Here is a 22,770-nt window from a genome sequence, read left to right as displayed (position 1 = left end):
GCGGTCAGCCGCAGCCCGCCCGAGGCCGCATCGGTGAACGGGTCGCGGATCAGGTCCACCGCGCCCCACATGCCCACGAAGACCGGCGCCACGCCCCCCGCCGAGGTGGTCAGAAGCGACGAACAGGCCGCGGGCGTGCCGGTCGGCGCCGCAAGCGCGGTCGAGGACATGGCGATGCCGTCCATCTTCTCGGCCATCCGGTCAAACTCGAATTTCGGCGCGGCCGTCGCGGTCAGCTGGTCTTCCATGTAGTCCCAGACCTCGGGCCGGATCAGCGCGCGCACATCGGCCGGGGTCGAGGCGGCATTGCGGGTCATGAACCGCACCACGGCGCCGCGATAGGTCGCCCAGGACGCCGCAGCATCAACGGCAGTCGTGGGGATGCCATAGGTCGCCGCCCCGGTGATGACGCCCAGCGGTTGCCCGTCCGCGCCGGTCCCGAGGAAGATCGCCCGATCCAGCTCGGCCGCCATCGCGCCGTTCATGTCGCGCCGGATCGCGGCTTCCCTCCACCATCTGACGGGGCATGGCGCAGAGTGCGCGCAACCCCGGCCGGGAGCACATATGCGTGAGCCCGCCCTCCCCGTTGTCGAGGGGGCGCCGCGTGTTGGTCTGATCTTCGCCGCCGCTGCGGCCGGCACCCGCGGGATATCCCGACGCAGTGCCGCCGGCCGCGTTCAGCGCAGCGCGGTGATATCGCCGACCGAAATCATGGTGCCGCCTTCCAGAAGAAGCACCGCACCATTGGCACTGCCCTGTGCCTCGGTGATGCGGGTATAGGTCTCGACGACATCGGTCGAGAGCAGCTCGTCGCCGCTGTAGCTTTCAAGCTGGAAGGTATAGAGGCCCTCGGGATAGGTGCTGCCATCCGTAGCCGTCCCGTTCCATTCCAGAGTATCCGTCGTGGCGGAAATCGCCGTCCGCTCGACGACATTGCCGTCGGCATCGCTGACCACCAGAACCGCGCCATCGGCGCCGGACACGGGGTTGGGCGACAGGGTGATCGGGCTCGACCCGTCGAACCAGGATGGCGCGGCCGCGCGCGCATCCATGCCCACCCAACTGGCATATTGCCCCACGCCGACCAGACCCATCTGCGCCGACAGGGTTTCGAGAAGATTGTTGGTCTTCACCTGCTGCTCGACCCCCGAGAAGGTGGCCAGCTGCACCGCATAATCGCTGCTTTCGACAGGGTTCAGAGGATCCTGATTCTCGAGCTGCGCCGTCAGCATGACGAGGAAGGTCTCGAAATCAGAACTGATCATACCGTTGGACGAACTGCTGGTGCTGTTCGTTGCGGTGGTCGTCGTGGCATTCGCGCCGGAAACGGCCGTAACCATGGGCTTTTCCTTTCTAGAAACGCAGGTCGAGACCGGATTGGCCCGACGATCGGGGTTGGAGGGTTTCGGACGCAGCGGCGACCGGGGTCGACGCCGGCTGACCGCTTGCCGAGCCGGAGCGGGCCTGCCCCTCGCCGTCGCCCTGCCCCTGCCAGGCGCCGCCATTCGTGCCCTGGTCAGAAAAGCTGAAGGACACCGAATCATAGCCCATCTCGCGGAAATCGCGGGCCAGCATCTCGATGTTGCGGCGCATGAGATCCAGAGTATCCGCGCGATCGGCCTGGATGACGACATTCATCCCGTTCTCGGCGCCGGTCATGACCAGACGCACGCGGCCCAGCTCCTCGGGCGAAAGGGTCAGTTCGATCGCGCGATCGGGAAAGCGCGCGATCGCCGCCGAGACCTGCTGCACCACGGCGCGCGCCTCCTGCGCCGAGGCGGTGGTGGCCGCATGCGACGTGCTGGCATGGGCGCGGGCCGGATCCTGCGCGACAGGATCAAGGTCAAGCGGCGCGGCGCCGCTGGCCGCAGCCAGCGTGCCGGTCTCGACCGCGGTGGCGACCGGCGCCGCCGTCGCCGCGGATTGTGCGGCCTGCTGTGCGGCGACGACCGCCTTGGGCGTGCTGTCCACGGCAGCCGGCGCATCCTCGGCCCGGTAGGTCTCGGACGGCGCGGCACTGTCCGTCGCGGCCGCGGCCTGCGGGGCTTCGACCGTTCGGACCTGGGTCGGCGCGGGGCGCATGGCCGACGTTTGCGGCGCGGGCGCGGGCGCATCGGGCGCGCGCGGCGCGGCAGGCTTGTCGCCCTGCGTCGCGTTCAGCGCCACAGAATCGCGCGGATCGAGGGACGCAGGATCCGCGGGCACGGCATCGCCCGGTTCCAGTGCCTCGGCAGGCGTCCCGGCCGCCGGGGTCGGCGACAGCGCCGCAGCGGCGGCGGCGCTCGGCAGACCCTTCGTATCGGCAACGGGGGCGGCAGCGGCGCTCGGCTCGGCGCCGCGCGCGGCACCGCCTGCGCGGGCGGCGATCATCAGCGCGGCCCCCTGCGCGGCGGCGGGTATCGCGGTCTGCACAGTCTCCGCCGGAGCCGCGCCGGTCACGGCAGCACTTGTCGCCCCCTCGGACAGGACGCGAACGCGCGCCTCCATCCCCGTGGCGGCGGTGATCGCGTCGGGGGCGGTCGGGCCCGGCTGGCTTGACACCGCGGCGCCCGCCGTCGCGCGCGTGCCTTGCGACAGCGCAGCAGAGGGCTGCGGCGCCGTCGCGGCCTCGGACGAGGCGCGCGGTGTTTCCGGCGCGCTGTCCGCCGCGACGGCAAAGCCCGTGCCCTTCTGCGCGGGCTGCGGCGCCGCACTGGTCAGGGCCGGTCCGGTGGCGGGCGCCGGCTGTTCCGCCCCCGTGGAGGCCATCGCCCCCGCCGCGGTCAGACCCGCGCGGCCCTGTGTCGTTGCACCCTGAGACGCCGCCGCTTGCGCGGCAGATGATTCGGTCGATGCCCCCGCGCCGGTCGCGCGCAGCGGGCTGCGGTGCGGCACGACACCCGCGGCATCGGCGGGCGCAGGCGTTCCGCTCTGCGCCGCAGTCGCCGCCACGGCGCCGGGCGACAGCTTGGCATCGGCGCCATCCGACTTCGTTTCGCGCGCAGAGGGCACGACAGTCCCCGACGCTGCGCCCATCGACGCTGCGCCCGATGCCGCGGCAACACGGATCGAGCCAGCCCCATCGGGCGTGCCCTTGTCCTTGGCGCTCTGTGCCGTCTCCGGTGCGGGCTGCGCCCTGGGCGCCGCGGCCGCTTCGCCACTTTCGCGGACACCCGGCGACACGGGCGCGGCCTGTGCGGCGGTTTTCGGCGGAGCACCCGGCCCAGCGGACACCGCGGCCTTACCCGCACCGCTGGCCACCACCGCAGCAGCGCCCGCGGCCGAAACCTGTGCCTTTTCAACGGCCAGATCCGCCTTGCCGGTCACGGCGCGCGCCGATTCGGCAGATGCCGGGGCGAGAAGGGCCGCGTTGGGCACCGTCTCCGGCGCCACATCCCCGGACGAAGCGCGCGGGCCGACTTCGGCACTTTCGGAATCCTCGGAATCGGCGCTTTCGCCGGACACCCCATCGCCAGCCATCGTGTCGCTTGCCGCCGCATCCGCCGACGCCGCGCCCCGCGCTGCGGGACGGGTGGGTTCGGTCGCGCCCGCGGCTGCCCGATCCCCCGCCGCATCGGTCCGGTCCGGCGCGCTGCGCGCCTTTGCGTCACGCGCGGTCGCCGCCTCGTCGGCGTCAAACATCCGCGCAAAACCGCCTCCGTCCGACGTCCCTTCGGAACCGGACACACCACCCTCTGCCAGCGCAGCGCGCGGCTTGACGGACACGACTTCTACAAGGGCCAACGGAATCATTTTCCTCTCGACGTTCTGCCGGTGTTCTTGGGCAGGATGTCGCGTCGAGGTTACCAGTTCTTTACCCGCCCCCCCTCATATTCGGGAAAATTTGCACGCCAAGGGAGAACCCAATGGCAGATCCGATCACTCTGGCGCCATCAACGGCCCCGCCCGCCGGCAGCCTTGCACAGGCCGGCGCGAAGACCTCGGACAAGATGGAGGCGCTGCGCAAGGCGGCGGTGGAACTTGAAGCCTCCTTCCTGTCGGAAATGCTGAAGGAAGCCGGCTTCGGAGAGGCGCGCGAAGCCTTTGGCGGCGGCATCGGCGAAGAACAATTCTCGTCCTTCCTGCGCAATGAACATGCGCATGCAATGGCGAAGGCGGGCGGAATCGGTCTGGCGGAATCCTTGTTCCAGGCCATGGTGAAAAGGATGGAAGATGTCTGATACGACCGATCTGATCGCGGATCTCGAAGAGGTTCTGGACCTGGAACGCCACGCGATTCGTCACGCGCGGCTTGGCGACGTGGCCGAAATCGTGCGCCGCAAGGAAGAGCTGGTCGCCGCGATCGGCCCGGCGCAAGCCGCCGAGGTGCAGCGCCTGCGTCCGCGCTTCGAAGAGAATCAGCGCCTGCTGGGCGCGGCATTGCGTGGCCTGCGCGCGGCCCAGCGCCGGCTCGAGATGATCCGCAATGCCGGCAAGGGCATCGAAAGTTACGATTCGCGCGGACGCGCACGCAAGATCGGCGCCGATGCCGCCAGCCTCGAGCGGCGCGCCTGACCCCCCCCACACACGCCCCTGCGGCTTTGTCAGTGATCACCCCCCGGAACGGCTTTCCGTTCCGGGGGTTTTCACATCTCAAACACCGGCCAAGCGCAGCCCGATCCGGCGCGCACCGACGTAAACCATGATGCGAAAATTGTCTGTATTAACCGTGATTTCCACGGTCTGGGCCCGTGGATATTAGCGACTTGTTAGGGCTTCGGGGGCACCTTGGCTGGGCATCTCACGGGATGGCGCGACACGGGGTCGGGCGCTGCTCACAACCTCGCGTCGCATGGGTCAGAACGCCACGAGCGCTGCCAACACGGCGGCTTGTGAAACCCGGCGCAAAGCGCCGAACGATGAAGGACTCGATATGTCGAGCATTCTGACGAACTCCGGCGCGATGGTCGCGCTGCAAACCCTCAAAGGCATCAACTCCAACCTCTCGAAAACCCAGAACGACATCTCGACCGGTAAATCGGTCGCGACGGCCAAGGACAACGCCGCTGTCTGGGCGATCTCCAAGGTCATGGAATCGGATGTGACGGGCTTCGAGGCCATCTCGAGCTCGCTGTCGCTGGGCGAATCGACCGTTGCCGTTGCGTCGAGCGCTTCGGAGACCGTCACCGACCTTCTGAACAAAATGAAGGAAAAGATCGTCTCCGCGCAGGAGGCGAACGTCGACCGCGACACGATCCAAAAGGACATCACTGCCCTGACGGATCAGATCTCGGCCGTCGTGGGCGCGGCCCAGTTCAACGGGCTGAACCTTCTCGACAACACCGAGTCGACCTCGGCCTACACCACCGCGGGCATTGTCGACGGCTCGAGCCAGATCGACGTGCTGTCGTCGCTCGATCGTTCGTCCTCGGGCGTTGCGGCGTCCAATATCACCGTCGAGAAGCAAGACCTTGGCACCCAAACCGCGAAAGCGGGTTCCGGCGCGGCTCTGGCGGCTGCCGCGTTCACCGCGGCGGGCACGGCAACGGCGAACGGCGCGGCTGCGGCCACCTACACGGTCGTGGGCGAAACCACCACTTCGGGTCGGACCAAGGCCATCATGGCGGGCGACGGCTTCAGCTTCGACATGACGAAGTTCGACGCCGCCGTCACCGGCACGCCCTTCGCGTCGCTGACCGACGCGACGAAGAAAGCCGCGCTCTACGTCGCCAAGGACGGTGACACTGCGGCCGACGTGGCCAAGGGTCTGGCCGACGTGATCAACTTCCGCCTGGCCGAACAAGAGCTGTCGGACAGCTTCTCGGTGACGGTCAGCGGCGCTGCGATCTCGGTGAAATCGCTGGGTTCCGGCGCAATGGCCGCTGCGGCGGCGGGTGATGTGACCACCTCGACCTTCGGGACCGTGGGTGGCGGCATGAGCCTGCTCAAGGAGATCGACGTGACCTCCGATGGCGGTGCCGCCGCTGCTCTGGGCGCGATCGAAGGCCTGATCGCCACCTCGACCGAAGCGTCCGCGGCCTTCGGTTCGGTTGCCGGTCGTATCGAAACCCAAAAGAACTTCGTCGACTCGCTGACCGACTCGCTGAAAAACGGCATCAGCTCGCTGGTTGACGCCGACATGGAAGAAGCCTCGGCCCGTCTTCAGGCCCTGCAAACCCAGCAGCAGCTGGGCATCCAGGCTCTGTCGATCGCCAACCAGGCGCCGCAGAACATCCTTTCGCTGTTCCGCTAACGGCCATGACCGGGGCGCCTTGAAAGGCGCCCCGGCACTTCGCGGCAAAGCCGTGATCTCTAGCTCTCATTCATCGGAAGGATGAACCGTGAACGCTTTTGCCATGGCCAAAACGGCCTATTCCTCGGCGGGTCGCCCCACCCGCACCGCGCGTGACGTCGAATTCGAGGCCTTCGCCCGTATCACCCACCGCATCAAGGCCGCCGCTGCGGGTGGCCCCGTGCAGTTCTCGTCGCTGGCCCAAGCCCTCCACGATAACCGCCGTCTCTGGACGATGCTCGCCTCGGACGTCTCGGACAAGGACAATTCCCTGCCCCCGGCGCTGCGGGCCCGCATCTTCTATCTTGCCGAATTCACCTTCAAGCACACCAGCAAGGTTCTGGCCCGTCAGGCGTCGCCCGACGTGCTGATCGACATCAACACCGCCATCATGCGCGGTCTGCGTCCGGCAGGGGTGCAAGGATGACAGGGCTGGTGCTGAAACTCGCACCGAAGGAACGTGTCCTCATCAACGGTGCCGTCATTGAAAACGGTGATCGCCGCTCGCGTCTGGCGATCATGACCCCCAATGCCAATATCCTGCGTCTGCGCGACGCCATTCACCCGGAAGAGGTCAACACCCCCGTCCGCCGTGTGTGCTATATCGCGCAGCTCGTCCTGTCGGGCGACGTCGAGCCGACCGAGGCGCGCATGCAATTGATGCGCGGGATCGAACAGCTCAGCCAGGTGCTGACCGACCACGACAGCCGGGCCCTTCTCAACACCGCCACCGGCGCGGTGCTCGAGGATCAATTCTATCAAGCCCTCAAGGCGTTGCGCAGCCTTCTGCCTCGGGAGGAGCGGCTCCTTGCCGCGGGCCGGGCATGACCTATACCCCCGTCGTTCCTTTCTCCGGCTATGCCGGCTGGAAGTTCCTCGAACGGACCATGGAAAAGCAGCAGGCGGCCTTCGTCGCCTCTGCTCAAGTTCAGCGCGATGAAGACTATTTCCGCGAGAAGATCGGCTCGATCACCTCCGCGGAAGAACTTGTCTCGGATCGGCGTCTGCTGAAGGTGGCCTTGGGCGCCTTTGGTCTCGATGACGATATCAACAACAAGTATTTCATCCGCAAGGTGCTGGAAGACGGCACGATCGAACCTGACGCGCTGGCCAACAAGCTGTCGAACAAGGCCTATTACAACATGTCCGCGGCCTTCGGCTTCGGCCTCAGCACGCCCAACACCGGGATGTCGGATTTCGCCGACGACATCCTCTCGAAATACGAAAGTCGTCAGTTCGAGATCGCGGTCGGTGATCAGGACGATTCGATGCGCATGGTGCTCAACGCCCAGCGCGAATTCCCCGAGATCGCTGGCAGCACCAGCTCGCAGACCACGAAATGGCTCAAGATCATCGGCTCCACGCCGCTGGCCACCGTGGTCAAGACGGCCTTCGGCCTGCCCTCGGCCTTCGGCTCGCTTGACGTCGACAAGCAGGTCGAGATGCTGTCCGCAAAGTCCGAGGCCTTCCTGGGCACCAAGGATCCGACCGATTTCACCGGCGATACGCTGGAAAAGCTGACCAAGCTTTACCTCGTCCGCTCGCAGATGACCTCGGGCAACAGCATGTCGGGCAATTCCACCGCACTCATGCTGCTTCAGAACACGTCGAGAAGCACGTTTTCGCTTCTGGTCTGACCCTCTCAGACCGGAAGCGCAGTGGTCTTGAACACCGTGCGCAGCGCGAACGAGCTTTGCATCTGCTGAACGCCCGGCAACCGCACCAGATAGGCGCGGTGGATGCGCGCGAAATCCTCGGTGTCCTCGGCCACCACCTTCAGCAGGTAATCGGCCGTCCCCGCCATCAGATGGCATTCCAGAACATTCGGGATCTTGCGCACCTCGCGCTCGAACGCCTCGAGCAGCTCATCGGCCTGCCCCGACAGCGTGATCTCGACAAAGACGGTCGTCGGCCGCCCGATCTTGCGCGCATCGAGAAGCGCCACATAGGCGCGGATATATCCCGCCGCCTCGAGCCGCGCGACGCGCCGGTGACAGGCCGAGGCCGACAGGTTCACCCGCTCGGCCAGCTCGGCGTTCGAGATGCGGCCATCCTTCTGCAACACCGTCAGGATACGGGCATCGGTGGCATCAAGGGGGCCCATCGCGCAAGATCCTTCGAAAGACACAGGTCAGGACGCAATCCTGACGCGCATCGCGCCGCAGCGCAAGCCACCCCCTTCCCTGCCCGCCGCGCGGCCCTATCTCGGGGGGAACACAGCCGAGATGGACCCGACCATGACTGATCTTTCGCAATTTCCGATCACCCGCCGTTGGCCGGCGCAACACCCCGACCGCATCCAGCTCTATTCGCTGCCCACGCCCAATGGCCTCAAGATCTCGATCGCGCTCGAGGAAATGGGCCTGCCCTACGAGGCCCATCGCGTGTCCTTCGACACCGACGATCAGATGACGCCCGAATTCCTGTCGCTGAACCCCAACAACAAGATCCCCGCGATCATCGACCCCGACGGCCCCGGCGGCCAACCGCTGCCGCTGTTCGAAAGCGGCGCGATCCTGTGCTATCTAGCTGAAAAGACGGGGATGTTCTGGCCCGCCGACCGCCGCTGGGAGGTGCTGCAATGGCTGATGTTCCAGATGGGCGGCGTCGGGCCGATGTTCGGTCAGTTCGGCTTCTTCCACGCCTTCGGCGGCCGCGAGATCGAAGACCCGCGCCCCAAGGCCCGCTACCAGACCGAGACGCAGCGGCTTCTGGGCGTGCTCGAGGCGCGTCTTGAGGGCCGCGACTGGGTGGTGGACGACTTCAGCATCGCCGACATGGCGATCGCGCCCTGGCTGCGGGCGTTGCATGTGAACTACAAGGCCGCCGACGTGCTGGAGCTGGCGAAATATCCGCGCGTTGCGGCCTATCTCGACCGGTTCCTGGCGCGTCCGGCGGTTGCGCGCGGCCTTGACGTGCCGCCGCGCGCCTGACCCGGTGCGCGGCCTCAGGCGAGGTCGCGCACCAGAAGCTGGCCGCCGGGGCCCTTCTTCATCTCGAACCGCCCGGTCTTGGCGATCAGATCCGACAGTTTCGCCGCGCCATAGGAGCGGGTGTCGAAATCGGGATTGGCCTGCGAGATGAACTGCCCGATCTGACCCAGCGAGAACCAGTCCTCGTCGCCGCCGATGGCCCGCATCGCCGAGACGATGAGCGGGATCGCGGTCTTGGCGTTCTCCTTCTGGCGCGGCGCGGGGCCGGGGCCGGGCGCGGCGCCCTTCTCGGCGGGGGCGTCGTCCTCGCCCAGGTTCTCGACATAGATGAAGCGCTTGCAGGCCATGCGAAAGGCCTCGGGCGTCTTCTTCTCGCCGATGCCATAGACATCAAGACCCTGTTCGCGGATGCGCGCGGCCAGGCGGGTGAAGTCGCTGTCCGAAGACACCAGGACAAAGCCGTCGAACAGCCCCGAATGCAGGAAATCCATCGCCGCGATCACCAGGCCGATATCCGAGGCGTTCTTGCCCTTGGTATTGGCGAATTGCTGATCGGCCACGAGGCCAAGCGCCGCGACCTTCTCGGCCCACTTGCCCAGGCGCTGGGCCGACCAGTCGCCATAGATGCGCCGGACGCTGGCTTCGCCCAGGCTCGCGATCTCCTCAAAGATGGCTTCGGCATAGCCTGCCGGAACGTTGTCGGCGTCGATCAGGACGCACAGGCGGGGGGCACGGGTCTGCTGGGTCATGAAAGCTCCTTCCTTGGCGTCAGTCTGGCGCAAGCGGCAGGGCGGCGAAAGCTCCGATCCTACAGCCGCCCCAGGATCACCGCGGCCCAGAGCGACAGGTTCGCGGGCAGATCCTCGCGGTGGAATTTCAGATGGCGCTGCATGCGGATGCGCACCAGAAGCGGCGCGCGACGCATCGCCACAAAGGCTTCGAGCAGGGCGCGGTTTTCGGCCGTCAGCCGGTGCCGCGAGGCCCGCAACGCCTTGATATTGAGGCTGTTCCAGTAATTGAAGCGTCCCGCCAGCATCAGCCGCATCCGCCAGATCCGCGCCGCCAGCCCGCGGTTGGCGCCAAAGGCATTGCCCCCGTGCTGGCGGTAATAAAGAAGCGGCTCGGCGGAAAAGATCACCTTGCCCCCGGCCCCGGTCATGATCTGGTAGATCCACCAATCATGCATCACGATCTTGCGCGCCTCGCGGCTGGCGGCGGCCAGAAGGCGCTGCCCGGCGCGGTTCATCATCATCGTGTTGCCGCCTGCAAGGCTCTGGACCAGCGCGTGCCGAAAGCTGGGCGGCCGCGCGGGCTGGCGCGAGGGCCACTTGATATTGAGATCGGCGTCGCAGGCCCAGGTTCGGCCGCAAAAGAGGCCGGGCATTCCGTCGGGCAGCCCCGCCAGCGCCGCGGCGCCGCGCTCCAGCTTGTCGGCGCACCAGACATCGTCCTGATCGGACAGCGCGATCATGTCGGCCTCGGGCGGGGGATGACGGATCAGCATCAGGAAGTTGCGCGCCGCCCCCCGCCGCGGCCCGTCGCGCCATTCGACGGCAATGGCGGGATGGCGCGCGGCGAAATCCTCGACGATCCGGCGCGTGCCATCGCGCGAGCCGTCATCGGACACCACCACCCAGGCCGGCGGCAGGCTCTGCGCGGCGATCGAGTCGAGCTGGGCGCGCAGATGCGCCGCCCCGTCGCGCGTGGCCATCAGGACCGCGATGCGCGGCCGGAGGGGCGGAGTTTCCTGTGTCATTGCCGCGTCCTACACCCGCGCGGGGCTCATGGCCATCACTTCCGGCCTGCGCTCAGGCGCCCGGATCGGCCATCGCCCGCAGCAGCGCGGCATGGCGCGCCACAAGGTCACGGCGCGCCTCGGCCGGCGGGCGCAGACGCAGGACCATCCCGCGGATCAGCACCGGATCGGGCCGGCCGAAGAACCCGTCGGCCTCGGTCTCGGAAAAGCCCGCGATCTGCACCGCCTCAAGCCAGGCCGACACCCGATCGGCCTGCTTGATCGCGCGCTTGATCGGCACCGGCAGATCCGCCGGCAGGCCAAAGCGCAGATGCACCGCGCGCGCCACCCGCGTCTCGAGCGCCTCATACCCCGGCCCGACCGCGGCCTTCACTGGCGAGATCATGTCCCCCAGCACATATTCGGGCGCATCATGCAAAAGCGCGGCCATCTGCCAGCGCGCGCCGATGCCGGGGTTCGCGCGGGTGAACAGCGCCTCGACCAGGATCGAATGTTCGGCCACCGAATAGGGCCAGTCGCCCCGCGTCTGCCCGTTCCAGCGCGCCACGAAGGCAAGCCCGTGGGCGATGTCCTCCATCTCGATATCGACGGGCGTCGGATCCAGAAGATCGAGCCGTCGACCCGAGAGCATGCGTTGCCAGGCGCGCGGAGGTCTCATGGATGGCCTTTGCAAAGGAGAAACCCTGACCGGGCAGAAAGATTGTGAAAGAGACGAGCCGGTGCTATCCCGGCGCGGACAAAGGTTCAAGGAGAGCGGCCCATGGCCAAGGATTACATCGTCAAGGACATCGCGCTGGCGGCTTTCGGCCGCAAGGAACTGGATATCGCCGAAACCGAGATGCCGGGCCTGATGGCGCTGCGCACCGAATATGGCGCGGCAAAGCCGCTGAAGGGTGCGCGTATCGCCGGCTCGCTGCACATGACGATCCAGACCGCCGTCCTGATCGAAACGCTGGTGGCGCTGGGCGCGGATGTGCGCTGGGCGTCGTGCAACATCTTCTCGACCCAGGACCACGCCGCCGCGGCGATCGCGGAATCGGGCGTGCCGGTCTTTGCCGTGAAGGGCGAAACCCTCGAGGAATACTGGTCCTACACCGACCGCATCTTCCAGTTCGAGGACGGCCCGGCCAACATGATCCTGGACGACGGCGGCGATGCCACGCTCTATATCCTTCTGGGCGCGCGGGTCGAAGCCGGTGAAACCGACCTGATCGCCACGCCCACCTCGGAAGAGGAAGTGTGCCTGTTCAACCAGATCAGGAAGCGCCTCGAGGCCAGCCCCGGCTGGTTCACCGCGCAGCGCGACGCGATCAAGGGCGTTTCGGAAGAAACCACCACCGGCGTGCACCGTCTCTATGACCTGCACAAGAAGGGCCTGCTGCCCTTCCCGGCGATCAACGTGAACGACAGCGTCACCAAGTCGAAATTCGACAACAAATACGGCTGCAAGGAATCGCTGGTCGACGGTATCCGCCGCGCCACCGACGTGATGCTGGCCGGCAAGGTCGCCGTGGTCTGCGGTTACGGCGACGTGGGCAAGGGCTCGGCCGCCAGCCTGCGCGGCGCCGGCGCCCGCGTGAAGGTGACCGAGGTCGACCCGATCTGCGCACTTCAGGCGGCGATGGACGGTTTCGAGGTGGTCATCCTGGAAGACGTGGTGGCCGACGCCGACATCTTCATCACCACCACCGGCAACAAGGACGTGATCCGCATCGAGCACATGCGCGCGATGAAGGACATGGCCATTGTCGGCAACATCGGCCACTTCGACAACGAGATCCAGGTCGCCGCGCTCAAGAACCACAAATGGACCAACATCAAGGACCAGGTGGACATGATCGAGATGCCCTCGGGCGCGCGGATCATCCTGCTGTCCGAAGGCCGTCTGCTGAACCTCGGCAATGCCACCGGCCACCCCAGCTTCGTGATGTCGGCCAGCTTCACCAACCAGGTGCTGGCGCAGATCGAGCTGTGGACCAAGGGCGAGCAATACGCGCCGGGCGTCTATATCCTGCCCAAGCATCTCGACGAGAAGGTCGCGCGCCTGCATCTCGACAAGATCGGCGTCAAGCTGACCCAGCTGCGCCCCGATCAGGCCGAATATATCGGCGTGACGGTGGAAGGCCCCTACAAGGCCGACCATTACCGCTATTGATTGCCGCGGTTACAGGTTTCGGAAAGGGGCGGGATCGGAATGATCCCGCCCTTTTTTCCTGCTTTCGCCTTGTCGCCGCCGCAAAACGGATTTCAACTCGGCGTGAAGATAATTCTGGAACCTTGGAATTCTTGACATGGAAACCTCACGTCGGGCCGTCCTGCGCGGCAAGCTCCTGCAAATGATGCCCAAGGGCGCGAAATGCGCCGAGATCGGCGTCTGGGAGGGGGGCTTTTCCGAGCGCATCCTGGCCGAGACCGAACCCGCCGAGCTGCATCTGATCGACCCCTGGCTCTACATGCCCGAATTCTCGAACACCGGCTTCGGGCGGCGCAAGAACAAGGATCTGATGGAAGGCCGCTACGAGATGGTGGTGGACAAGTTCAAGGACGACCCGCGCGTCCACATCCACCGCGCCACCTCGGCCGAGGGGATGGCGGAACTGCCCGATGGCAGCCTCGACTGGGTCTATATCGACGGCAACCACAACGAGCCCTTCATCAACGAGGATCTCGAGATCTGCCTCCAGAAGGTCAAGCCCGACGGGATCATCTCGGGCGACGATTATCACTGGCAGACCGAAAGCCTGGGCGCGCCGGTCAAGCGTGCGGTCGATGCGGTGATGGAACGGCTGGGCGACACCGCCACCATCAAGGTCATGGCCAACCAGTATTTCATCCAGCTCAACCGGAGCTGATCGCCCCGCCAGCGGTCTTGCCGGGCGTTGCCGAAGCTGCGCGCACCGGCAAGACCCTGCCGCCGCCACCAGGCGCCACCCCCCGCGGGCGAGAATTCCCTTTGTTTGCGAAAGGGCCTGTCCTAGGCTTTGCCTGACCAGGCGGCCGCGCATCCGCTCCGGCCGGCCCTGGCCTGACAGATGGGGGGCCTTCATGGGAAAACGAGACGATCTGATCGCCAGATATGCCGAGGATCTGCGCGAGAAATGCGGCATGACCCCGGACATGGATCTTCTGCGCAAGGTCACCATCGGCTGCGGCCCGGCGATCTATGACGCCGACGCCGCGACCGTGGCCGGCAGCCAGCCGGCCGAGCTGGCCACGGTGAAGACCAATTTCCTGATCCGCAAGCTGGGCCTTCCCGACGGCCCCGAACTGGATGCGGCCATTGCCAGCGTGCTTGACACCTATGGCCATTCCGAACGGCACAAGTATCGCGCCGTGGTCTATTACATGCTGGTCAAGCATTTCGGCCGCGAATCCGTCTACGCCTGAGCGCGTCAGCGGGCCCGGCCCGAACGCGGGGCCGGGTCTGCGCGCCCCCTCAGGCCCGCGGCAGCGGACCGAACAGCGCCTTGATCCCGGCGACATGGTCGGGGCTGGCCGCCGCGGCATCGGCGCTGAGCGCCTGCGCGGTCTCCATCAACGCCTCGGGCGGCACGATCCGGTCGATCAGCCCCCAGGACAGCGCCTCGGGCGCCTCGATCTTCTGGCCCGCCATCAGGATCATCTTGGCGCGCGCCGGCCCGACCAGCGCGGCCAGCCGCAGCGGGTCCGACGGCTGCGGCAGGAACCCGAGCTTCATCACCGGATAGAAGAACCGCGCCTCGGGCACGGCAATGCGCAGGTCGCAGGCCAGCGCCATGCCGAAGGCGCCGCCCGCCAGCGTCCCGTTCAGCGCCGCGATCGTCAGGCAGGGCAGATCCGCGATCCGCGCCGACAGCCGTTCCCAGACATCGGCCGTGGCCAGGCCCGCGCGCGCCTCGTCCAGATCCGCCCCCGCCGAGAAGACCTTGCCCGCGCCGGTCAGGATGACGGCCCGCGCCCCCTCCTGGCCCGCCCGCGTGGCCAGCGCGTCCAGCTGTTCCAGCATCGCGCGTGTCAGCGAATTGGCCTTGTCGGCGCGGCTGATGCGGATCACCCACAGCCCGTCCTGGATATCGGTCTCGATCATCGCCCCCCCTCCCCGGTCGAAATCATCCCCGTGACGTTTCCTAACAGCGGCAGAAGGGCTTGACCATTGCGGATGCTGCGCGGATGCTTCGGGCCAACACCCCTTTCGCGCGAAGGATCGCAGATGTTCTCTTGCAGGAAAACCGGCTCGGGCGCGGCGCTGGCCGCCCTCTTTGCCACCACCGCCAGCATGGCCATGGCCGATGTCACCCCCGAACAGGTCTGGGAGGGCTGGACCGGCTATTACCGCGACCTTGGCCAGCAATTGACCGTGGGCAGCCGCAGCCGTCAGGGCGACACGCTGGTCATCTCGGACACGCAGCTGACCAGCAGCCGCGACGGATCGAGCTTTGCGCTGACCCTGCCCGAACTGCGCCTGCGCGACATGGGCGACGGCCGGGTCGAGGTGCAGATGGCCCCCGAGATCCCCTTCCATGTCGAAGCCATGCCCGAGGACGGCAAGAAGGTCACCACCGAAGCTGTCGTCCGCCAGAAGGATCTGCGCGCGGTGGTCTCGGGCACGCCCGATGCGATGTCCTATGATCTGGTCGTGCCCGAAGTCGCGGTCGAGGTGACGGGCATGCAGGCCGGCCGCGAAGACGTGCCGCTGCGCATGCAATTCACGCTGACCGACAACACCGGCAGCTATGTGCTGACGCAAGGCCCGTCGCGCGGGCTGGTGTCCAAGTTCCACGCCGCGAAGATGACCTTCTCGCTGTCGGGCGCGAACCCCGAGGACGGCAGCACCGTCACCGCGGCCGGCAAGGCCAACGCCATCGACTTTGACAGCGAGGTCGCCCTGCCCGCGCAGACCGACATGGCCGACCTGCGCAAGGCGCTGAACGACGGCTTTGCCGCGCAGGGCCGCATCGCCTACGGCAACATGGATTACACCGTCGACACCGCCAGCCCCGAGGGCAAGGGCTCGATGAGCGCGCGCACCGACAGCGCCGACGTGTCCTTTTCCATGTCGAAGGCCGGCCTGTCCTATGGCGGGCATGGCCGCGGGATCGAGGTCAGCGTGAACGCCCCCGACGTGCCGGTGCCGATCGCGGCGTCGATGTCCCAGGCCGCGTTCAACTTCTCCATGCCGCTGATGAAATCCGACGCGGCCCAGCCCTTTGCCTTCCTGTGGGACATGGACGGCGTGACCATTTCCGATGCCCTCTGGGCGATGTTCGACCCGACCGCGCAGCTGCCGCGGGATCCCGCGCGGCTGATGGTGGATCTGGCCGGCACGGCGCGGCTGGACATGGATGTGTTCGACCCGGCCATGGCGGAAACCGAAACGGCGCCGGGCCAGATCGACACCGTGGACATCAAGGCGCTGGAGTTGCGCGCCGCCGGGGCGCAGCTGACCGGCGCGGGCGGCGGCACCATCGACAATTCGGGCCCCGTGCCGATGCCGCAGGGCGCCGTTGACCTCAAGCTGGTGGGCGGTAATGCGCTGATCGACAAGCTGGTGGCGATGAAGCTTCTGCCGCAGGATCAGGCGATGGGCGCGCGCATGATGATGGGGCTTTTCGGCGTGCCGCAGGGCGAGGACACGCTGACCTCGAAAATCGAGATGAAGGCCGATGGCACGATCTACGCCAACGGCCAGCGTCTGAAGTAAGGGCAAGGCATGGAATTGCACGCTCCCGAACGGCTGGCCGACCTGGCCAGCCGCCTTCTGGATGCCGCCGGGCGCGCGGGCGCCGATCAGGCGGATGTGCTGGTCCTTTCGGGCCGGTCGGTCTCGATCGACGTGCGGGCCGGTGCGCTGGAACAGGCTGAACGCGCCGAGGGCGTCGAGATCGGGCTGCGCGCGCTGATCCGCGACGCAAGCGGCGCGCGGCAGGCCTGTGTCTCGGCCTCGGATGTGTCCGAACCCACGTTGCTGGCCATGGCCGAACGCGCCGTGGCAATGGCGCGCGAGGCCCCCGTCGACCCGCATGCCGGGCTGGCCGACCCCGACCAGCTGAGTGCTGCGCGCGATGCCGGCGGGCTGGAATTGTGCGACCCGGCCGACGCGCCCGCGCCCGATCAGCTCGAGGCCGAGGCCCGCGCCGCCGAAGCCGCCGCGCTTGGCATTGCGGGCGTGTCGCAGGTGCAATCGGCCAGCGCCAGCCATTCGCAGCGTCTGGTGCATCTGGCGGCCTCGAACGGGTTTCGCGGCGCGCTGGCGCGGTCGTCGCGGGCGGTGTCCTGCGTGGCCATTGCCGGCGAAGGCACGGGGATGGAACGCGACTGGTCGGCCGAAAGCCGGATCTTCGCCGCCGACCTGCCCAGCCCCGAAAGCATCGGCCAGGAGGCCGGCGAACGCGCCGTTGCCCGGCTGGGTGCGCGCAAGCCCCCGACCGGCAGCTTCCCGGTGCTTTATGACGAACGCATCTCGGGCGGGCTGATCGGGCATCTTCTGTCGGCGATCAACGGCACCAGCATCGCGCGCGGTGCAAGCTGGCTGCGCGATGCGCTGGGCGAGGAGGTCTTGCCCCCCGGCCTGTCGCTGATCGAAGATCCGCTGCGCCCGCGCGTGCCCGGCTCGCGGCGCTTCGACGCCGAAGGTCTGGCCTGCGCGCGCCGCGCGATCGTCGAGAACGGTGTGCTGATGGGCTATACGCTCGACCTCGGCACCGCGCGCAAGCTGGGGCTGCGCTCGACCGCCTCGGCCGCGCGCGGGGTCTCGGGCCCGCCCGGCCCCAGCGTGTCGAACGTGGCGCTGACGCCCGGCACGAAGACCCGCGCGGAGCTGATCGCCGAGATGGGGCGCGGGCTTCTGGTCACCTCGATGATCGGCTCGACCATCAACCCCACCACGGGCGATTATTCGCGCGGGGCGGCGGGCTTCTGGGTCGAGAACGGCCAGATCGCCTATCCGGTCAACGAATGCACCGTGGCGGGCAACCTGCGCGAGATGCTGGCCCGGATCATCCCGGCCAATGACGGCAAGGCCCATCAGAGCCATGTCGTGCCGTCGCTTCTGGTCGAGGGGCTGACCCTTGCCGGGAGCTGACCTCGCGCTTCTGCACGAGGCCGCCGAGACCGCGGCCCGCGTCGCGCTGCGCTTCTGGCGCGCGGCGCCGCAATCCTGGGAAAAGCCCGATGGCGGCGGGCCGGTGTCGCAGGCCGATCTGGCCGTCGATGCCGAACTGGCGCGCGTCCTGCGGGCGGCCCGGCCCGGCTATGGCTGGCTGTCCGAGGAAAGCCCGCCCGAACCGGCGCGGCTGCGCGCGGGCCGGGTCTTCGTGGTCGACCCGATCGACGGCACCCGCGCCTTTCTCGAGGGGCAGGAGGGGTTCTCGATCTCGCTTGCCGTGATCGAGGCCGGCCGGCCCATCGCGGCGCTGGTGCATCTGCCCGCGCGCGGGATCAGCTATGCCGCCACCGCCGACGGCCCCGCCCTGCGCGACGGCCACCCGATCCGGGCCAGCGCCGCCGCCGACCTGAGCGCCGCGCAGGTTCTGACCAGCACCGCCTCGGCGCATCCGGGCAATTGGCGCGGCGGCAACGTGCCGGTCTTTCGCCGGGCGTTCCGGCCCTCGATCGCCTGGCGGCTGTGCCTGGTGGCCGAGGGCCGCTTCGACGCCACGCTGTCGCTGCGCCCGGCCTGGGAATGGGACATCGCGGCGGGCGCGCTGATCGCCGAACGGGCCGGGGCGCGGGTGACCGACCGGCTGGGCGGACCGCTGGCCTTCAACCGCGCACCGCCCCAGACCGACGGCATCGTGGCCGCGCCCGCGGCCCTGCATTCCGACATCCTCGGCCGGCTGGCGCGCTGGCCCGGATAGCGGACACAATCGCCGCAGATTCCCCCCTTGCAAAGCCAGACGGGAATCGGTAACTCCCCCCTCACGGTCGGAGCGTAGCGCAGCCTGGTAGCGCACCTGCTTCGGGAGCAGGGGGTCGGAGGTTCGAATCCTCTCGCTCCGACCATTTCCCGAATATCGACAGTCAGGACATTTGTCCTTTCGGGGGCACGAAATGCCCCTTGGGTGCCGCTGCGCCCTGTCTCGGTCTGCCTGCCGCTTGAGGGCAAACACCTCATCTGTCCCCGACACGCGGATGCGCCGCTTTACGAAACCTCAAGGCCCGCTTCGAGCCTGAAACCGTCATTGGACCTCCGAGATCGGGAGACTATGCTAAAGCGGACAGGAAAACATGTACAGATGGCCCGACAGGACTCAGATACGTGACTGAGGCAAACATGAAGCAGGAATTTTCAGGTCTTGGCGTGCTTTTTGTCGCTGGTTTTGGCCCAATAACCAGAGATTCGGCGAAAAGTCAGGCGCTTTATGCGGAGACACTTGGTTTACCACTCAAACCATACGGCGATAACACGGACTATCTTTCGACCGAAGATGGCGAGGTAGAGGGGTGCAGGCATTTTGCGCTTTGGCCGCTCACGCAAGCCGCGCAGTCCTGTTTCGGCCGTGATGAGTGGCCTACCGATCTACCGACACCACAGGCATGGCTAGAGTTCGATGTGGAGAATATCACCATCGCTACAGAAGGGCTGCTGACTCGTGGCTATCATCTGCTGATCTCCAACCGGGAAGAGCCTTGGGGCCAGAAAGTGACGCGCTTTCTCAGTCCAGAGGGCTTATTGGTCGCTGTGAGCGAAACGCCGTGGTTGCGTAGCTCTTAAATCTCGCGACAGACCGTGCCCGCCCGGACAAGATCCGTGACCAAAATGGGTAACCTCGTTGCCGATCCAAAATCGGCCCGCGTGTTTTCAAGGGGTTGCCGAGGGGTTGCCGAGATCCGAAAGGACAAACCCGGTGGCTCTCAACACGAAATCCCCCCACATCCCGGAAAGCAAGCCGCGTTTCGCGCGGGCACGACGCGGCGCGATTCTCGCGCGGGCAGACGCGGCGCGATTCTCGCGCGGGCGGCGTCTTGTCTCGAACTTTCCCTTCCCCGCGCCGGGCGCATGTTCTAAACCGCGCCCAGCAGCCGAAGAGGTCCGAGATGCAAGAGCCCCAGATCACCCAAGACCTGATTGCCGCGCACGGGCTCAAGCCCGACGAATATGCGCGCATCCTCGAGATCATCGGCCGCGAGCCGACCTTCACCGAGCTGGGCATCTTCTCGGCGATGTGGAACGAGCATTGCTCCTACAAGTCGTCGAAGAAATGGCTGCGCACGCTGCACACCACCGGCGAACGCGTCATCTGCGGCCCCGGCGAGAACGCCGGCGTGGTCGATATCGGCGACGGGCAGGCCGTGGTCTTCAAGATGGAAAGCCACAACCACCCCTCCTACATCGAGCCCCATCAGGGCGCGGCCACCGGCGTGGGCGGCATCCTGCGCGATGTCTTCACCATGGGCGCGCGGCCGATCGCGGCGATGGATGCGCTCAGCTTCGGGCTGCCCGGCCACGAGAAGACCACCCATCTGGTCAAGGGCGTGGTCGAGGGGATCGGCAGCTATGGCAATTGCTTTGGCGTGCCGAACGTGGGCGGCGAGGTGCGCTTTCACCGCTCCTACAACGGCAATTGCCTGGTGAACGCCTTTGCCGCGGGCCTGGCCGAAACCGACAAGATCTTCTACTCGGCCGCCTCGGGCGTGGGGATGCCGGTCGTCTATCTGGGCGCCAAGACCGGGCGCGACGGCGTCGGCGGCGCCACCATGGCCTCGGCCGAATTCGATGACACGATCGAGGAAAAGCGCCCCACCGTGCAGGTCGGCGACCCCTTCACCGAGAAATGCCTGCTCGAGGCCTGCCTCGAGCTGATGGACTCGGGCTCGGTCATCTCGATCCAGGACATGGGCGCCGCGGGGCTGACCTGCTCGGCCGTCGAGATGGGCGACAAGGGCGGCCTGGGCATCCGGCTGAACCTCGATGCCGTGCCCCAGCGCGAAGCCAACATGACGGCCTACGAGATGATGCTCTCGGAAAGCCAGGAACGCATGCTGATGGTCCTCAAGCCCGAGAAGGAGGCCGAGGCCCGCGCCATCTTCGAGAAATGGGATCTGGATTTCGCCATCGTCGGCGAGACCATCCCCGAGGACCGCTTCCTGATCGTGCATGGCAACACCGTCAAGGCCGACCTGCCGCTGTCGAAACTGGCCTCGAGCGCGCCGGAATACGACCGCCCCTGGGTGGAAACGCCCGCCGCCGCGCCGCTGGGGGCCCTGCCCGAGATCGCGCCGATTGCCGGGCTGATGGCGCTGATCGGCAGCCCCAACCATGCCCACAAGGCCTGGGTCTGGGAACAATATGACACGCAGGTCATGGCCGACACGCTGCGCCGGCCCGGTCTGGGCGCCGGGATCGTGCGCGTGCACGGGACCGAAAAGGCGCTGGCCTTCACCTCGGACGTGACGCCGCGCTATGTCCGCGCCAACCCCTACGAGGGCGGCAAACAGGCCGTGGCCGAAGCCTGGCGCAACCTCTGCGCCGTGGGGGCCGAGCCGCTGGCCGCGACCGACAACCTGAACTTCGGCAACCCCGAGAAGCCCGAGATCATGGGTCAGTTCGTCGGCGCCATCAAGGGCATCGGCGAGGCCTGCCGTGCGCTCGACTTCCCCGTCGTGTCGGGCAACGTCTCGCTTTACAACGAGACCGACGGCAAGGGCATCCTGCCCACGCCGACCATCGGCGCCGTGGGTCTTCTGCGCACGGCCGACGAGATCATCGGCGGTCTGGCCGCCGAGGGCGACGCCGCGGTGCTGATCGGGACGCGCGGGACGCATCTGGGCCAGTCGGCGCTGATCGCCGAGGCCTTCGGCATGGAAGACGGCGATGCACCCGCGGTCGATCTGGAACGCGAACGCCGCCACGGGGAATTCCTGCGGGCCCAGCGGGCGCATCTGCGCGGCGCGACCGACCTGTCCGAGGGCGGGCTGGCGCTGGCCGCCTTCGAGATGGCCGAGGCCTCGGGCGTCGGTGTCACGCTCGACGACAGCGACATCGCCGCCCTCTTCGGCGAGGATCAGGCCCGCTATCTGGTCGCCGCCAGCCCCGCCGATGCCGAGGCGCTGGTCGCGGCGGGCAAAGCGGCCGGCGTGCCGGTCAGCATCATCGGCCGCTTTGGCGGCGATGCGATCAGCCTGGGCGGCGACGCGGCCCCGCTGACCGAATTGTCCAAGGTGTTCCGCAGCGCCTTCGCGCAGGCGCTGGGCCTCTAACGCAGGGCCTCGCGCAGGGTGCGCGGCGCGGGCGGCGCGTCGCGCAGCCCCAGCGATGACACCAGATCGAGGAGGTGGCTCTTCATCAGCTCCTCGGCCCGGTCCCCGTCGCGTTCGGCAAAGGTGCGCAGGATCGCGTCATGGGCGTGGCTTTCGCAAAGGGCCGCGCGCCGCTGCCAGTAAAGCGCGATGATCAGCGACGACCGCGCGATCAGCTGTTCGACGAATTCCGCGATCGTCGATTGATCGGCAATGCGCGCGATCTCGATGTGAAACACCCCCGACAGATGCAGCGCCCGCCCCGGATCGCCGGCGGCCAGCGCCTGGTGTTCGTCGTCGATGTGACGTTGCAGCGCCTCAAGGTCGGCGGATGTGGCGCGCTCGGCCGCCGACCGCGCTGTCCGCGGTTCGAGCAGCGCGCGCGCTTCGAAAACCTCGCGGGCCTCGCGCATGCTGGGCTGGGCGACAAAGGCCCCGCGGTTGCGCCGCAGGTCGATCAGCCGCCGATGCGCCAGCTTCTGCATCGCCGCCCGCACCACCGTGCGCGAGACGCCGTAGATCTCGCCCACCTCGTCCTCGCCCAGCTTGGTGCCGGGGTTGATCCGGTGTTCGAAGATCGCTTCGGCGATCCTGTCGGCGATGTGATCGCTGGTGGCACCCTGTTCGGTCATGATGGTCCGCGTGTTGAGGTC

23 protein-coding genes, 1 tRNA gene and 1 pseudogene are annotated in these 22,770 nt (G+C 67.3%); 16 read left to right on the top strand and 9 right to left on the bottom strand.

Annotated features, from left to right (window positions below):
* The 3 genes and pseudogenes from BW949_RS12635 to BW949_RS17070 form a co-directional block, all read right to left on the bottom strand.
* A pseudogene (locus BW949_RS12635) lies at nt 1–485 on the bottom strand (phage major capsid protein); the annotation flags it as partial.
* 192 nt (nt 486–677) lie between these two features.
* Entirely contained in the window at nt 678–1,340 is a 663-nt protein-coding gene (locus tag BW949_RS12630; protein WP_076366630.1) for a flagellar hook capping FlgD N-terminal domain-containing protein, read from the bottom strand.
* Nucleotides 1,341–1,353: 13 nt separating this feature from the next.
* Nucleotides 1,354–3,621, bottom strand: coding sequence for a flagellar hook-length control protein FliK (locus BW949_RS17070; protein ID WP_076366628.1), 2,268 nt, complete (start codon nt 3,619–3,621; stop codon nt 1,354–1,356).
* A gap of 224 nt (nt 3,622–3,845) precedes the next feature.
* Between BW949_RS17070 and BW949_RS12620 the strand changes: the two genes are divergently transcribed.
* The 6 genes from BW949_RS12620 to BW949_RS12595 all read left to right on the top strand — a co-directional run bounded on the left by BW949_RS12620 (nt 3,846) and on the right by BW949_RS12595 (nt 7,848).
* On the top strand, nt 3,846–4,160 hold the full coding sequence (locus BW949_RS12620; RefSeq protein ID WP_076366626.1) for a rod-binding protein: 315 nt from the start codon (nt 3,846–3,848) through the stop codon (nt 4,158–4,160).
* Nucleotides 4,153–4,494 (top strand): hypothetical protein, encoded by a 342-nt coding sequence (locus BW949_RS12615; RefSeq protein WP_076366624.1) that lies wholly within the window; start codon nt 4,153–4,155, stop codon nt 4,492–4,494. Before BW949_RS12620 ends, BW949_RS12615 begins: the two co-directional genes overlap by 8 nt.
* Before the next feature lie 358 nt (nt 4,495–4,852).
* Nucleotides 4,853–6,172, top strand: a complete 1,320-nt coding sequence (locus tag BW949_RS12610; protein WP_076366622.1) for a flagellin — start codon at nt 4,853–4,855, stop codon at nt 6,170–6,172.
* Nucleotides 6,173–6,275: 103 nt separating this feature from the next.
* Nucleotides 6,276–6,638, top strand: a complete 363-nt coding sequence (gene flaF / locus BW949_RS12605; protein WP_179747546.1) for a flagellar biosynthesis regulator FlaF — start codon at nt 6,276–6,278, stop codon at nt 6,636–6,638.
* Complete coding sequence (gene flbT, locus BW949_RS12600) at nt 6,635–7,039, top strand: flagellar biosynthesis repressor FlbT (protein ID WP_076366618.1); 405 nt, start codon at nt 6,635–6,637, stop codon at nt 7,037–7,039. Before flaF ends, flbT begins: the two co-directional genes overlap by 4 nt.
* A complete protein-coding gene (locus tag BW949_RS12595; protein WP_076366616.1) occupies nt 7,036–7,848 on the top strand; it encodes a DUF1217 domain-containing protein in 813 nt (270 codons plus the stop codon). Before flbT ends, BW949_RS12595 begins: the two co-directional genes overlap by 4 nt.
* Nucleotides 7,849–7,853: 5 nt before the next feature.
* On the opposite strand, the gene BW949_RS12590 is transcribed toward BW949_RS12595, so the two are convergent.
* Nucleotides 7,854–8,315: an Lrp/AsnC family transcriptional regulator gene (locus tag BW949_RS12590; RefSeq protein WP_076366614.1), complete on the bottom strand. Its 462-nt coding sequence runs from the start codon at nt 8,313–8,315 to the stop codon at nt 7,854–7,856.
* Between the two features lie 133 nt (nt 8,316–8,448).
* Here BW949_RS12590 and BW949_RS12585 point away from each other — a divergent pair, with 133 nt between their 5' ends.
* A complete protein-coding gene (locus BW949_RS12585; RefSeq protein WP_076366654.1) occupies nt 8,449–9,144 on the top strand; it encodes a glutathione S-transferase family protein in 696 nt (231 codons plus the stop codon).
* 14 nt (nt 9,145–9,158) lie between these two features.
* Here BW949_RS12585 and BW949_RS12580 read toward each other — a convergent pair whose 3' ends face one another.
* Genes BW949_RS12580 through BW949_RS12570 form a run of 3 tightly spaced genes read right to left on the bottom strand, consistent with a single transcriptional unit; the run spans nt 9,159 to nt 11,558 of the window.
* Entirely contained in the window at nt 9,159–9,893 is a 735-nt protein-coding gene (locus BW949_RS12580; RefSeq protein ID WP_076366612.1) for an NYN domain-containing protein, read from the bottom strand.
* Between the two features lie 59 nt (nt 9,894–9,952).
* The gene (locus BW949_RS12575) at nt 9,953–10,900 is read right to left on the bottom strand and encodes a glycosyltransferase family 2 protein (RefSeq protein ID WP_076366610.1); all 948 of its coding nucleotides are present in this window, start codon (nt 10,898–10,900) and stop codon (nt 9,953–9,955) included.
* A gap of 52 nt (nt 10,901–10,952) precedes the next feature.
* Nucleotides 10,953–11,558, bottom strand: a complete 606-nt coding sequence (locus tag BW949_RS12570; RefSeq protein ID WP_076366608.1) for an HD domain-containing protein — start codon at nt 11,556–11,558, stop codon at nt 10,953–10,955.
* Nucleotides 11,559–11,660: 102 nt separating this feature from the next.
* Here BW949_RS12570 and ahcY point away from each other — a divergent pair, with 102 nt between their 5' ends.
* The 3 genes from ahcY (at nt 11,661) to BW949_RS12555 (ending at nt 14,287) form a co-directional block, all read left to right on the top strand.
* Nucleotides 11,661–13,055: an adenosylhomocysteinase gene (gene ahcY / locus BW949_RS12565; RefSeq protein ID WP_076366606.1), complete on the top strand. Its 1,395-nt coding sequence runs from the start codon at nt 11,661–11,663 to the stop codon at nt 13,053–13,055.
* Nucleotides 13,056–13,191: 136 nt separating this feature from the next.
* Nucleotides 13,192–13,752: a class I SAM-dependent methyltransferase gene (locus tag BW949_RS12560; protein WP_076366604.1), complete on the top strand. Its 561-nt coding sequence runs from the start codon at nt 13,192–13,194 to the stop codon at nt 13,750–13,752.
* A gap of 193 nt (nt 13,753–13,945) precedes the next feature.
* Entirely contained in the window at nt 13,946–14,287 is a 342-nt protein-coding gene (locus BW949_RS12555; RefSeq protein WP_076366602.1) for a DUF2853 family protein, read from the top strand.
* Nucleotides 14,288–14,336: 49 nt separating this feature from the next.
* Here BW949_RS12555 and BW949_RS12550 read toward each other — a convergent pair whose 3' ends face one another.
* A complete protein-coding gene (locus BW949_RS12550; RefSeq protein WP_076366600.1) occupies nt 14,337–14,966 on the bottom strand; it encodes an enoyl-CoA hydratase/isomerase family protein in 630 nt (209 codons plus the stop codon).
* A gap of 123 nt (nt 14,967–15,089) precedes the next feature.
* Between BW949_RS12550 and BW949_RS12545 the strand changes: the two genes are divergently transcribed.
* From BW949_RS12545 to purL, 6 genes are all read left to right on the top strand, one after another.
* A complete protein-coding gene (locus BW949_RS12545) occupies nt 15,090–16,580 on the top strand; it encodes a DUF2125 domain-containing protein (protein WP_076366598.1) in 1,491 nt (496 codons plus the stop codon).
* Nucleotides 16,581–16,589: 9 nt separating this feature from the next.
* On the top strand, nt 16,590–17,960 hold the full coding sequence (locus tag BW949_RS12540; protein WP_076366596.1) for a TldD/PmbA family protein: 1,371 nt from the start codon (nt 16,590–16,592) through the stop codon (nt 17,958–17,960).
* A complete protein-coding gene (locus BW949_RS12535; RefSeq protein WP_076366594.1) occupies nt 17,947–18,735 on the top strand; it encodes a 3'(2'),5'-bisphosphate nucleotidase CysQ in 789 nt (262 codons plus the stop codon). Before BW949_RS12540 ends, BW949_RS12535 begins: the two co-directional genes overlap by 14 nt.
* 68 nt (nt 18,736–18,803) lie before the next feature.
* A tRNA-Pro gene (locus BW949_RS12530) sits at nt 18,804–18,880 on the top strand.
* A gap of 271 nt (nt 18,881–19,151) precedes the next feature.
* Complete coding sequence (locus tag BW949_RS12525) at nt 19,152–19,592, top strand: VOC family protein (protein ID WP_076366592.1); 441 nt, start codon at nt 19,152–19,154, stop codon at nt 19,590–19,592.
* A gap of 323 nt (nt 19,593–19,915) precedes the next feature.
* The gene (gene purL, locus BW949_RS12520) at nt 19,916–22,078 is read left to right on the top strand and encodes a phosphoribosylformylglycinamidine synthase subunit PurL (protein ID WP_076366590.1); all 2,163 of its coding nucleotides are present in this window, start codon (nt 19,916–19,918) and stop codon (nt 22,076–22,078) included.
* Here purL and BW949_RS12515 read toward each other — a convergent pair.
* Nucleotides 22,075–22,749 (bottom strand): GntR family transcriptional regulator, encoded by a 675-nt coding sequence (locus BW949_RS12515; RefSeq protein WP_076366588.1) that lies wholly within the window; start codon nt 22,747–22,749, stop codon nt 22,075–22,077. The two genes, purL and BW949_RS12515, sit on opposite strands and share 4 nt — an antisense overlap.
* Between the last annotated feature and the right edge of the window lie 21 nt (nt 22,750–22,770).

The organism is Phaeovulum vinaykumarii (assembly GCF_900156695.1).
Lineage (GTDB): Bacteria > Pseudomonadota > Alphaproteobacteria > Rhodobacterales > Rhodobacteraceae > Bieblia_A > Bieblia_A vinaykumarii.
The sequence above is the reverse complement of the archived record's forward strand: the minus strand, read 5'-3'. Positions and strand labels throughout refer to the sequence as shown.